Here is a 12,106-nt window from a genome sequence, read left to right as displayed (position 1 = left end):
CGCCGGTCTGCGGATCGGAGCCCGGGTGGATCGCGGGTGGATCCTGGCGAGCGCTGATCTCCACCCACGGGTGGAGCGAGTCTCCTGTGCTCTTCCCCGCGCCCGCACGGAGCTCTGCGGTCCGACGGGGCCGGCCGGAGCTCCGGCCGGCCCCGTCGGACCGCGGACGCGTCGGTCGGACCGCCTACGCGTCGATGCGCGAGCGGTCCAGCGTCGCCGCGGAACTGGAGATGAACTCCTTGCGCGGAGCGACGTCGTTGCCCATCAACAGGTCGAACACCTGCTCGGAGGCTTCGAGGTCGGTGATGTTGATCCGGCGCAGTGTGCGGTGGCGCGGGTCCATGGTCGTCTCGGCCAGCTGGTCCGCGTCCATCTCACCCAGACCCTTGTAGCGCTGGATCGAGTCCTTGTACCGCACGTTCTTCCGCTGGAGTTCGAGCAGGGTCTCCCGAAGCTCACGGTCCGAGTACGTGTAGATGTACTTGTCCTGGCCCTTCTTGGGCTGGCTCAGCTCGATCCGGTGCAGCGGCGGCACTGCCGCGAACACCCGGCCCGCCTCGACCATGGGCCGCATGTAACGCTGGAAGAGCGTCAGGAGCAGACAGCGGATGTGGGCGCCGTCGACATCGGCGTCGACGAGCAGGATGATCTTCCCGTAGCGGGCGGCGTCGAGATCGAAAGTGCGCCCCGAGCCCGCTCCTATGACCTGGATGATCGCGCCGCACTCGACGTTCTTCAGCATGTCGGACACGGACGACTTCTGAACGTTGAGGATCTTTCCGCGGATCGGCAGGAGTGCCTGGAATTCGCTGTTCCGGGCGAGCTTGGCGGTGCCGAGCGCCGAGTCGCCCTCGACGATGAACAGCTCGCTGCGCTCCACGTCGTCGCTGCGGCAGTCGGCGAGCTTGGCGGGCAGCGAGGAGGACTCCAGGGCCGTCTTCCGCCGCTGGGCGTCCTTGTGCTGACGGGCAGCGATCCGCGTACGGGCGGCGGCCACCGCCTTCTCAAGGACGACACGGGCCTGAGCGGCCGCGTCCCGCTTCGTGGAGGTCAGGAACGCCTTGAGCTCCTTGGAGACCACGTTCGTCACGATGCGACGAGCCGCGGAGGTGCCGAGCACCTCCTTCGTCTGCCCCTCGAACTGCGGCTCTGCGAGGCGCACGGTGACCACGGCGGTGAGGCCCTCCAGGGCGTCGTCCTTGACGACGTCGTCCTCCGCGACCCGCAGCAGCTTCTTGGAGCGCAGCACTTCGTTGATCGTCTTGGCGACCGCTTGTTCGTAGCCGGCGACGTGGGTGCCGCCCTTGGGCGTGGCGATGATGTTCACGTACGACCTGAGCGTCGTGTCGTAGCCCGTTCCCCAGCGCATCGCGACGTCGACACCCAGCTCACGGGTGACTTCGGTCGGAGTCATCTGTCCGTGGTCGTCGAGGACCGGGACGGTCTCCTTGAAGCTGCCCTGACCGGAGAAGCGGAGCACGTCACAGACGGGCTTGTCCGAGGCCAGGTACTCGCAGAACTCGCTGATGCCGCCGTCGAAGCGGAAGGACTCCTCGCCCTTGCTGCCGCCCTCACCGAGGCCGAACTCGTCGCGGACGACCAGGGTCAGGCCGGGTACCAGGAAGGCGGTCTGCCGGGCGCGCTGGTGCAGGTTCTCCAGGGAGAGCTTGGCGTCCTTGAGGAAGATCTGGCGGTCGGCCCAGTACCGCACGCGCGTGCCGGTGCGATTCTTGGGGACCCTCTTGAGCTTGCGCAGCCCGGAGGACGCGTCGAACGTGGCATCGGCGCCGTCGCCCTTGAAGGCGCCGGGTGTGCCCCGCCGGAAGCTCACCGCGTGGGTGTTGCCCCCGCGGTCCACCTCGACGTCCAGGCGGGCCGAGAGCGCGTTCACCACGGAGGCGCCCACGCCGTGCAGGCCACCGGAGGCCGCGTACGAGCCGCCGCCGAACTTGCCTCCGGCGTGCAGCTTGGTCATCACGACTTCGATGCCTGAAAGGCCGGTTTTGGGCTCGACATCGACCGGGATGCCCCGGCCGTTGTCCCGCACCTCGACGGAACCGTCGTCATGCAGGGTCACGTCGATGTGGTCGCAGTACCCTCCAAGGGCTTCGTCCACGGAGTTGTCGATGATCTCCCAGAGGCAGTGCATCAGACCGCGGCTGTCGGTCGAACCGATGTACATGCCCGGGCGCTTCCGCACGGCCTCTAGACCTTCGAGGACGAGCAGGTGCCGCGCGGTGTAGTTGGAACCGTCCCGGTCTGCTCCGGTCAGCAGGGCTGTGGACGGCACGGACGTCTCGGCGGTCACGCGGTTCGCTCCTCGCTGAATTTCAGTTGGGGCCCTTTTGGGTAAGGGTCCGGCTTCGGTCACCGGTCTGAGGGTACCGAGGCCTGGTAGAGCCGTTGTAACGCCACCCTCGCCCCAAACGCAGACTAGTCCAGAGTCGTATGCTTGTTCGATCCCTCGTTGGAGTGAAGTACATATCACGTTCCCTTCCAGGCATGAACCATTTAGGCTCCGGGCACGTCCTCAAGAACAACCGGCAAGCCAGCCGGTGAGGACTGAACCTGACAGAGCGCGAACCCGTAAGACACGAAGACACGCAATACGGCTCATTCGCCGCCAACCGGCAGCAGACAGCCGACTCGGAAAGATTTTTTTCGAGGAAGAGCCACGAGCGGGAACGTTTTCGGCCTGGTTGGATGTTGACCCTGGTACGACAGCTCGTCGAGCTAGAGAAGAGGCGACGTGACTACTGTTCTGACCCCCGCGAGCCCACTGACGGCCGCTGACCGCTGCGACCGTTGCGGCGCCCAGGCATATCTGCGCGTCGTCCTCCTCAACGGTGGTGAACTGCTCTTCTGCGCCCACCACGGGCGCAAGTTCGAGCCGGAACTCAAGAAGATCGCCGCTGAGATACAGGACGAGACGGAGCGGTTGACGGCCGCCCCGGCAAGCGCCAATGACGAAGAGCACTGACACTTCGCGCAGACGACGAGCCATCTCCGGCACAGGCCGGTGACCGGGCGGCCGCCCCTGATCCCAGGGGCGGCCGCCCGCGCTCGTGGCTGCGCAAGGTGCGTTCCTGCCCACGAAAGCCGTCAGGCGGCTCTCAGTGGCCCCCTCCGAGCGCTGTGACGACCTCTGAGGCCCGCGTATAGACCCCGGGGCTGCCGACCCGTCCGCAGCCGCTCCCCCACGACACAAGGCCGATCAACCGCCCCTGAGCGACCAGGGGCCCGCCGCTGTCACCCTGACAGGCGTCCCGGCCACCAGCCGCCTCTCCCGCGCACAGCATGGAGCCGGCGAGGTACGTTCCGTCCGCACTGCTCGGATAGGCCTCCTCGCAAACGGCGTCGGACAGCACCCGGACATGCGAGGCACGCAGGGAACCCGCGTAGTCCCCGCCACCTGTCGTGTCGCCCCAGCCGTACACCACAGCGCCCGTCCCGGGGTTGTAGACGGCGTCCCCGGCGCCCGCCATGCGAATGACCGAATCGGCGGCGAGCGGCTCCGAGAGGGTGAGTACGGCGAAGTCCCCGGCATTCGTGTAGCTGTCGTGCCGCGGATTGATCCAGATGTCGCGCACGGCGATCTCCTTGCCCCCGTCCGCCCGCAGATCCCCGCGACCCGCGACGACCCTCAGATCCCGGACCTGCCGAGGGGGAGCCCCCAGCACTTCCTCGCCCAGACAGTGGGCGGCTGTCAGCACCGTGTCCCGCCCGATCACCACTCCCCCGCAGAACTGTCCCGCACGTGTTCCCCCGAACCGGTCACGGCTGGACAGGGCCACCATCCAAGGGGCCTCGGCGATGTCCACCGGGTGGCCACCGATGACGACGTCGGCCGTCGCGGGGGCCGGGACTACCAGCGGTATCACTGCCGCCGTGGCCACAAGGGCCAGTGCACGGACGAAGGTACGACGCATGCGCGCTCCTCACTCCGGGGTTGTCACGAGACACCCAGAGTGATCCAGCCGACAGCACTCCGCACTCCGCACAGACCGAGGGCCCGGCTCCCATGACGGGAAGCCGGGCCCTCGACGACGTACTACGGCCGAGGCCTAGTCCAGGTAGTCACGCAGGACCTGCGAGCGTGACGGGTGACGCAGCTTCGACATGGTCTTGGACTCGATCTGGCGGATGCGCTCGCGCGTGACGCCGTACACCTTGCCGATCTCGTCGAGGGTCTTCGGCTGACCGTCGGTGAGACCGAAGCGCATCGAGACGACGCCCGCCTCACGCTCGGACAGGGTGTCCAGGACGGAGTGCAACTGCTCCTGGAGGAGCGTGAAGCTGACTGCGTCGGCCGGGACGACCGCCTCGGAGTCCTCGATGAGGTCACCAAACTCGCTGTCGCCGTCCTCACCCAGGGGGGTGTGGAGGGAGATCGGCTCACGACCGTACTTCTGGACCTCGATGACCTTTTCGGGGGTCATGTCGAGTTCCTTGGCCAGCTCCTCCGGAGTGGGCTCGCGGCCCAGGTCCTGGAGCATCTGGCGCTGCACGCGCGCGAGCTTGTTGATGACCTCGACCATGTGCACCGGGATACGGATGGTGCGGGCCTGGTCGGCCATGGCGCGGGTGATCGCCTGACGGATCCACCACGTGGCGTAGGTCGAGAACTTGTAGCCCTTGGTGTAGTCGAACTTCTCCACCGCGCGGATCAGACCGAGGTTGCCCTCCTGGATGAGGTCCAGGAAGAGCATGCCGCGGCCGGTGTAACGCTTGGCCAGGGAGACCACCAGGCGGAGGTTGGCCTCCAGGAGGTGGTTCTTGGCGCGCCGGCCGTCCTCGGCGATGATCTCCAGCTCGCGCTTGAGCTTCGGCGCGAGCTTGTCGGCGTTGGCCAGCTTGTCCTCGGCGAACAGACCGGCCTCGATGCGCTTGGCGAGTTCGACCTCCTGCTCGGCGTTGAGCAGCGGGACCTTGCCGATCTGCTTGAGGTAGTCCTTGACGGGGTCGGCGGTGGCACCGGCCGCGGCGACCTGCTGCGCGGGGGCGTCGTCCTCGTCCTCGTCGGACAGCACGAAGCCCTGAGCGCCGTCCTCGGTGGGCTCCTCGCCGGTCTTGGCCGTACCCGGAGTCTCCTCGGTCGCCTCGTCGTCGCCCTGCTCGGCGTCGGCGTTCTTGGCGGTGGTCTTCTTCGCCGCCGTCTTCTTGGCGACGGTCTTCTTCGCGACCGCCTTCTTGGCGGTCGTCTTCTTGGCCGCGGCCTTCTTGGCGGTCGCGTCCTCGGCGGGATCGTCGACCTCGGGCATCGCCGGCGTGGCGGTGGCGGTGGCCTTCTTGACCGTCGCCGTCTTCGCCGCGACGGTCTTGGTGGCGGTGCGCTTGGCGGGACTCTTCGCTGCGACGCTCTTCCGGGTGCGCTTCGGCTCCGCGGCACTGACCATCAGCGTCACACCCTCTTCCTCGAGGATCTGGTTGAGGCTGCGCAGTACGTTCTTCCACTGAGTGGCCGGAATCTGGTCAGCTTCGAAGGCCCGACGCACGTCATCGCCGGCGATCTGCCCCTCAGCCTTTCCCCGCTCAATGAGCGCCATGACAGAGACGGACTCGGCGATCTCCGGCGGGAGCGTACGGGATGTGCTGGCCGACACGAACAACCTCTCGGAACGTTGGAAAACGGCTTCCGGCCCCGTCCACTGCGGAGAGGAGCCGACGACCGCCGACTTTGGAATGGGCCGACGGCGCGGGCGGGAGCCGGGGAGAGTCACAGCGCCTGAAGCGGCGCCCATATTCCCTACTCGGCTGTCACCTCTTAGGTCATCGCGCTGTCCCGAAGAGTGTTACGCCCAATCTGCGTGGCCCGAGTCACACCCCGTAAGTGCCTAAAAGCGGCCAGATACGGTCAGAGGCGGTCAGTAGACGCATCCGGCATCCCCTCGCATCGCCGGGCCCCACCGGACTCCTGGAGGATCCGGTGGGGCCCGGCGGCAGACGGTTCGCCGACCGAATGGTGCCACGCGGGGCGAACGCCCCGACCGCGCCACCCGCGGTGCGCGATCAGTGCTCGCGCGGCGCGGGCACGACACGCTCCACCTCGGGGTGGACGGTGAGCAGCTGCCGCATGGCCGCCTCGGCGCCCGAGGCGTCGCCCGCCGCGAGAGCGTCGGCGATACGGGCGTGGTGCGAGAGGGAGGCCTCGTTCGGTCGGTCGCAGCCCGCGACCGGGCCACCGGAGACCTGGAGCGCGGCCGACACGATCCCGGAGAGGTGCTCCAGCATGCGGTTGCCCGCGACCTGGATGAGCAGCGAGTGGAATTCCGCATCGGCCCGCGAGAACGTGAGCGCGTCACCCTGCCCCATCGCGTGACCCATGATCTCGACCATGTCGGTGAGCCGTTGCTGGACCTCCGGCCGGCCGTGCCCGGCGGCGAGGCGGGCGGCCAGCGGTTCGATGGTCCAGCGCAGCTCGCTCAGCTCACGACGCTGGTCGTCGCGCTGCGGACCGAAGGCGCGCCATTCGATGATGTCCGGGTCCAGGAGGTTCCAGTCACTGACCGGACGCACACGTGTGCCGACATTGGGGCGGGCGCTGACCAGACCCTTCGCCTCAAGGACACGCAGGGACTCACGGACGACGGTGCGGGAGACCTCGAACCGCTGGCCGATCTCCTCGGGGACGAGCGGGCGGTCGGCACCCAGGTCACCGGAGACGATCATCTGACCCAGCTGCTGAACCAGTTGGCCATGCAGGCCGCGGCCGCGACTTCCGGCGGCACGTCGGCCCATGCGGCCCAGGTCCGGGTCCGTGGCATCCCACATGGAGCCGCCGACGCGGTCTGCGCCGGGGCCCTCCGCATAGGGGTAGCGGTCGAGTTCGCCCGGACCGGTGAGGCCGGAGTCTGCGGAACGGGCGGCGGTCATCATGGCGTGCGCAAGGGTAGTCACGGATCCTTTGTCGGCGCCGTCTCCAACTCCCTTGAGGTCTTTGGTGAAAAGCACACGAAAGGGTGATCGCTCACCCCGTCGCAATTGACGCCTTATCGGAAAGAAATGGGCGTTCTGCGTGGAGTTGCGCACACGAGGGGAACACACGTGCACGGAAGGTCGTCATCGGGCCCGGCTCCGCAGGGTCGTGAGCAGATACGCGCAGAGCAGAGCCGTGAGTGACAACATCAGTGCGCCGGCTACGGGTTGAGCGATCACCTCTGCGGCGGCGACCAGATAGTGCTCGCCCCCGAACGGCCACCGCACCAGTACGAGCTCACGCAGCCGGGTCGAGAACCCGGCAGCCGTCCGGACCGACGGCCCCTCCAGAACCTTTTGCACGACCGGTACGACCAGGATCGGCACGGCGAGAACCGCCGCGAGGCCGGCGGTCGTGGACCGGAAGATCCCTGCCGCCAGAACCCCCGCCCAGGCGCACCCGATCACGAGGCCGACCCAACTGGCACCCAAGGGGATCCAGTCGGGCGGAACTCCCGTCAGCTCCCGTCCGTAGACGACGTAGAGCAGTTCGGCGTTCAGACCCACCACGCCGAGGGCGAGCGTCAGCGCGGTCGCCGCCGCGACGACGAGTTTGGCGGCCAGCAGCCCCAGGCGACGGGGGACGGTACCGCGGTCCGTGGCCAGGGCGGGGTGACGGAACTCGTCGCCGAAGGCGAAGGCGCCGAGCAGTCCCGCACCCAGCGCCGCCGGCGGCAGGGGAAAGTCCCGCGGCCACGCGGCGAGCAGCCGCGACTGCGGCGTGTGTCCCGCTCTGGCCAGGAGTACGGCGATGAGGGCGGAGACGACGAGCACGGCGGCCGCGGTGAGCCAGCCCGTAGCGACCCCCGCCGCGCGGCGCAGCTCGTAGCGCAGCGGCCGAAGGGGGCCGGCGCCCTGGCGGACGGTGATGGGCGGCGGCAGGGGCGACAACTCGCGCGCGCCCTGCACCCCCGCGCTCCGCACCGACGCCACGGCCTCACCCTCGACCCCTGCCTCAACCTCGACTGCCGCTTCAGCTCCAGCTCCAGCTCCAGCTCCATGAGGATGCTTCTCCGATTCCGATTCCGGTTGCGGCTGCGGCTGCGGCTGCGGCTGCGGTTCCGGTTGCGGCGCAGGCGTCGCCCCCATGTCCCCGACCTCGTCGGCGAGTTGGTGTACGAGGATGCCGTGCCGGTAGGCGGACTCGCCGATGTCGGCACAGGTGCTGCCGTACACGGAGAGGCGATTGCCGTCCTCCCGCACGACCTCCACGGAGCACCGGGCGGCGCGGGCCTCCTTGACCAGCAGAGCGCCGAGCCGGGCGGCGTGCGGGCTGCGGACGGCGACTCGGGGCCGGAGCCGGGTGCGGGCGAAATCCGCGGCCTCCTGGTCGGCGACGAGCCTGCCCTTCTCCAGTGTGACGACCCGGTCAGCGGTCCGTGCGGCTTCTCTCGGGTCGTCCGTGGCGAACAGCACGGTGCCGCCTGCACCGGCATGGGCACGCAGCACCCCGTGCAGCCAGCGACTTTCGCGAGCGGAGAGTCCGTCCGTGGCACCGTCGAGCACGAGCGTGTGCGGATCGGACAACAGGGCGCAGGCGAGGCCCAGGCGGCGGTCCATACCTCGCGAGAGAGTTCCCAGACGCTCGTCGCGCAGGCTGACGAGGCCCACCACCTCCAGGACGTCGTCGGCGCGCCGTGCGGGTACGCCCGCCGCGGCGCACAGCATGCGGAGTTGGCCTCGGACCGTGCGTGCCGGGTGACCGGGAACCTCGCCGAGGAGAACGCCCACCTCACGCGAGGGATGGGCGATGCGGTGCAGCGGGCGACCTCTGAAGTAGGTGATTCCGCGGCCCTGTTGCAGTTCGAGCATGAGCCTGAGGGCGGTCGTCTTGCCTGCGCCCGGGGCTCCGAGGAGCGCCGTGACACGGCCGGGAGGCGCCTCGAAGGAGACGTCGTCGACAGCGGGGGGAAACTCCTTGCGGGCGTTGCTGGTCAGTCCGATGGCCTGGATCACCCTAAGCAAGATAGCGCGATATGTGCCTTTTTCCGGTCACCTCGGGCGCCCTCGGGAGCAGCCTCCGCACCGGTCCGGCCGCTTGACCGGACTGTCGGCGTCATGGCCGACCTCTCTCGCCCCGGTCTCAGACTTCGGGGCGGAGCATCGGCGGATTGAGCAGCGTGGCGCCACCCGCCCGGAAGAGCTGGGCGGGGCGACCGCCCTGACGGGTCGTCGTCCCGCCCGTGGGAACGAGGAAACCCGGCGTACCGGTCACCTTGCGGTGGAAGTTGCGCGGGTCGAGCGCCACCCCCCACACCGCCTCGTACACCCGGCGCAGCTCGCCGACCGTGAACTCGGGCGGGCAGAAGGCCGTGGCCAGCGACGAGTACTCGATCTTGGAACGGGCACGCTCCACACCGTCCGACAGGATCTGGGCGTGATCGAAGGCGAGCGGCGCGGCCTGTTCCCCGTCACGTCCGTAACCGCCTTGCTGAAGCAGGTCCTCGACTGGAGCCCAACGCGCGCTGTTCGCGTCTCCGCCGGCTCTGGGCGCGGGCAGGTCGGGCGCGAGAGCGAGATGGGCGACGCTGACGACCCTCATGCGCGGGTCACGTTTGGGGTCGCCGTAGGTCGCGAGCTGCTCCAGGTGAGCCCCGTTCACCTGTGCGGGGGCGTCCGGGGCATGCGCGCACAACCCGGTCTCCTCCATCAGTTCCCGCGCCGCAGCCTGCGACAGGTCCTCGTCGGGCCGTACGAAACCGCCGGGCAACGCCCACCGCCCCTGGAAGGGCGGCTCGCCCCTGCGAATCGCCAGCGCGCACAGGGCGTGACGACGCACGGTCAGCACGACCAGGTCGACGGTGACGGCGAACGGCGCGAAAGCTGACGGGTCGTAGGGCATGCCGCGATCATAGTCGTCTGCCTGACGATAAACACTCCCTTCACCGGTCGCTCACATGGCTGAACCGACGCTCCCGGACAGGACACCGCGACCCTCGTGAGCCCAGGTTCGCGGGGGACCGGCCCTCACGCCCCCAGCTGAAGCCCGTCGGCCGCCTCCTCGACCATGGCCAGACCGAGCCTGCTGACGCGTACGGAGAAGGGGGCGCCCGCGACTCGCAGGCCGGTCAGCCCGATCTCTCCCAGCGGAGCACCGCGCACCGGACGCAGTGTCACCGTGCGAGCCGGGGCGTCGGGACGGATCCCGGCGAGCGTGGTCAGCAGGAGGACCCCGGCGGCCGCGGCTGTGGCCGCCGGTCTGCAGGCCGTTGGATGCGGAACCGGGTAACCACCTTCCGTACGCCGCTCCCCCGCGTACATCTCCGGCAGCCGGTGACCGAAAGTCTCGGCCGCCGCCAGCACACCCAGCAGCAGTGAACCCGCCTCCTTCTCGAAGCCCGCGGCGGCCAGTCCCGCCACCGCGAGACCCGTCTCGTGGACGCGCACGGACCCGCTCCGATGCCCGAACGGGTTGTAGCCCGTCTCCTTCACACCGAGGCTGCGCAGCCCCCAGCCCGAGTCCATGGCGGGCCCACCGAACAGGCGCGCGAGCTGTTCCGTCTGCACCGTGTCGAGCAGACCCGGTGCCGGTGTGCCGGCGCCGAGCAGTCCGGTGTCGAGCAGGTGGACACCGCCGGAGCCGAGGTGCGGTACGAGCCGTCCATCCGGCAGACGGGCCGCGGCCGGTCTGCCGCCCCCTCTGTCCTCGATCCAGAAGTCCTCCCGGAACGCGGTCCTCATCTTCCCCGCCCACTGCCGCAGCTCGACGCCGCCTCCCCTGCCGTACGCGTCGAGGAGGTCGGCGCCCAGCAGAGCGGCACGGTGAGCGTGCGCCTGCGTCTCACAGCGCCATGGCCCACCCGGGTGCGGGTCCGCCAGATACGTACCGTCGCCGACAGCGGTCCGCAGCCACTGGAGGCAATGTTCGGCCGCGGGCAGCAGCTCCTCCGTCTCCGGCTCGGAGAGCCCCCAGCGGCGGGCCTCGGCGAGCACCACGGGAAACAGCAACGTCGCTTCCTGCCCCGTCCAACTCGGTGGCAGCTGGGCACCGGCTTGCCGACGCGGGCCGGGAATCAGGCCGGATCGAGGCCATGCGCCCACGAGTTGGGTGCGGGCGAGGGTCCGCAGGGTCCCCGCGGCGAGGCGCGTGCCCAGCGGCAGCGTCATGCGTGCTGCCGCGAGGGCCTCGGCGGGTGCCAGGCAGCAGCGCCAGGGCGCCCCGGCCGCCAGGTATGTGTCGGACGGCTGCGCGGGATCACGCAGGAGAAGGGCCTGCAGATCCTCGATGCTCGTACGCAGGAGCGCCTCGACCCTCGGATCGTCACTTACGGCCCGTGCCGGAGCAAGAGGACTTGCGGCCCCGCGGGCGACGGCCCGAACGGCCCCTGCCCCTGCACCTGCACCTGCACCTGCACCTGCCCCTGCCGGACGTACCTTCAGCTCCACGCTTCGGGTGCCGCCGGGAGGCAGTTCGAACTCCCAGCGCAGCAGTCCGGCGGAGGCCAGCGCGTCCGAAGGCGGCGGGTCGGCCGTGACGACGGAGTCCCCGGTAGCACACGACCACCGCATACCTGAGTCGTGGACGCTGGGCCGCAGATCGGGGCCGGCTCTCCCCGCCGCGACCGCACCCAGTTCGGCCAGGTCCGTGCCGAGCGCCACCTCGACGGGGAGGCGCAGAGGTCGGTCGGCCGCACTGCGCAGGGTGATCCGCTCCGTGCCGTCCGCGTATCGCATGCGTTCGACCAGGACATCCGGGTCGGGTCCACCATCGGCGGAGAGGCTCAGGACCGCCACGAATCGCGCCTGGTCGGGCGCGACCATCCAGGCCTGGATGGCGAGCGGCTCCCGGCCCGCCACCCGTAGCCGGCATCGGGAGAGCAAGCGCCGACCCGACCGGTAGAAGCCTTCCAGTCCATGGCCCGTCAGCTGCCCCTGTTGCGTGGAGATCGCGAGTCCTGGCAGGGCGACACAGATCAGTGCGGTGTGGGCGGGTGGCAGGCTCACCGTGCCGCGCTGCACGACCGGCGCTGTCTGCGGGGCCAGAGCAGCGGCGCGGCCCGCGGAGGGCTGTGGGGGCCTGCCGAGGGGCGACGGGTCGCTGTTCGGAACGGAAGGCATCGAGGACGGGATGGGCGGAGGCATGGGGCGGCTTCTTCCGTGCTCCGTGCGCTGAGTGGGTGCTCGGCGGTGT

8 protein-coding genes are annotated in these 12,106 nt (G+C 69.5%); 1 reads left to right on the top strand and 7 read right to left on the bottom strand.

The window, feature by feature from the left end; translation table 11 throughout:
- Window positions 1–184 precede the first annotated feature (184 nt).
- On the bottom strand, window positions 185–2,308 hold the full coding sequence (locus ACH4DZ_RS38680) for a type IIA DNA topoisomerase subunit B (RefSeq protein WP_398293439.1): 2,124 nt from the start codon (window positions 2,306–2,308) through the stop codon (window positions 185–187).
- A gap of 441 nt (window positions 2,309–2,749) precedes the next feature.
- On the opposite strand from ACH4DZ_RS38680, the gene ACH4DZ_RS38675 reads away from it, so the two are divergent.
- Window positions 2,750–2,980 carry a hypothetical protein gene (locus tag ACH4DZ_RS38675; RefSeq protein WP_107021495.1) on the top strand — a complete coding sequence of 77 codons (231 nt, stop codon included), beginning with the start codon at window positions 2,750–2,752 and terminating at the stop codon, window positions 2,978–2,980.
- Window positions 2,981–3,113: 133 nt separating this feature from the next.
- On the opposite strand, the gene ACH4DZ_RS38670 is transcribed toward ACH4DZ_RS38675, so the two are convergent.
- The 6 genes from ACH4DZ_RS38670 to ACH4DZ_RS38645 all read right to left on the bottom strand — a co-directional run bounded on the left by ACH4DZ_RS38670 (window position 3,114) and on the right by ACH4DZ_RS38645 (window position 12,057).
- Window positions 3,114–3,929: a S1 family peptidase gene (locus ACH4DZ_RS38670; protein WP_398293437.1), complete on the bottom strand. Its 816-nt coding sequence runs from the start codon at window positions 3,927–3,929 to the stop codon at window positions 3,114–3,116.
- Between the two features lie 135 nt (window positions 3,930–4,064).
- On the bottom strand, window positions 4,065–5,603 hold the full coding sequence (locus tag ACH4DZ_RS38665) for an RNA polymerase sigma factor (protein WP_398293435.1): 1,539 nt from the start codon (window positions 5,601–5,603) through the stop codon (window positions 4,065–4,067).
- Window positions 5,604–6,009: 406 nt separating this feature from the next.
- The gene (locus ACH4DZ_RS38660; RefSeq protein WP_398293433.1) at window positions 6,010–6,897 is read right to left on the bottom strand and encodes a FadR/GntR family transcriptional regulator; all 888 of its coding nucleotides are present in this window, start codon (window positions 6,895–6,897) and stop codon (window positions 6,010–6,012) included.
- A 162-nt stretch (window positions 6,898–7,059) separates the two neighbouring features.
- Window positions 7,060–8,931: an ATP-binding cassette domain-containing protein gene (locus ACH4DZ_RS38655; RefSeq protein ID WP_398293431.1), complete on the bottom strand. Its 1,872-nt coding sequence runs from the start codon at window positions 8,929–8,931 to the stop codon at window positions 7,060–7,062.
- 127 nt (window positions 8,932–9,058) lie between these two features.
- On the bottom strand, window positions 9,059–9,817 hold the full coding sequence (locus ACH4DZ_RS38650; protein WP_387328671.1) for an NUDIX domain-containing protein: 759 nt from the start codon (window positions 9,815–9,817) through the stop codon (window positions 9,059–9,061).
- A 125-nt stretch (window positions 9,818–9,942) separates the two neighbouring features.
- The gene (locus tag ACH4DZ_RS38645; RefSeq protein WP_398293429.1) at window positions 9,943–12,057 is read right to left on the bottom strand and encodes a glycogen debranching N-terminal domain-containing protein; all 2,115 of its coding nucleotides are present in this window, start codon (window positions 12,055–12,057) and stop codon (window positions 9,943–9,945) included.
- Window positions 12,058–12,106 lie beyond the last annotated feature (49 nt).

Source organism: Streptomyces sp. NPDC017991 (assembly GCF_044328075.1).
Taxonomy (GTDB): domain Bacteria; phylum Actinomycetota; class Actinomycetes; order Streptomycetales; family Streptomycetaceae; genus Streptomyces.
The sequence above is the reverse complement of the archived record's forward strand: the minus strand, read 5'-3'. Positions and strand labels throughout refer to the sequence as shown.

What these genes read in the sequence shown, in the direction of transcription:
- ACH4DZ_RS38670 (WP_398293437.1), bottom strand. Translation starts at nt 3,929, where the DNA reads ATGCGTCGTACCTTCGTCCGTGCACTGGCCCTTGTGGCCACGGCGGCA.
- ACH4DZ_RS38650 (WP_387328671.1), bottom strand. Translation starts at nt 9,817, where the DNA reads ATGCCCTACGACCCGTCAGCTTTCGCGCCGTTCGCCGTCACCGTCGAC.
- ACH4DZ_RS38645 (WP_398293429.1), bottom strand. Translation starts at nt 12,057, where the DNA reads ATGCCTCCGCCCATCCCGTCCTCGATGCCTTCCGTTCCGAACAGCGAC.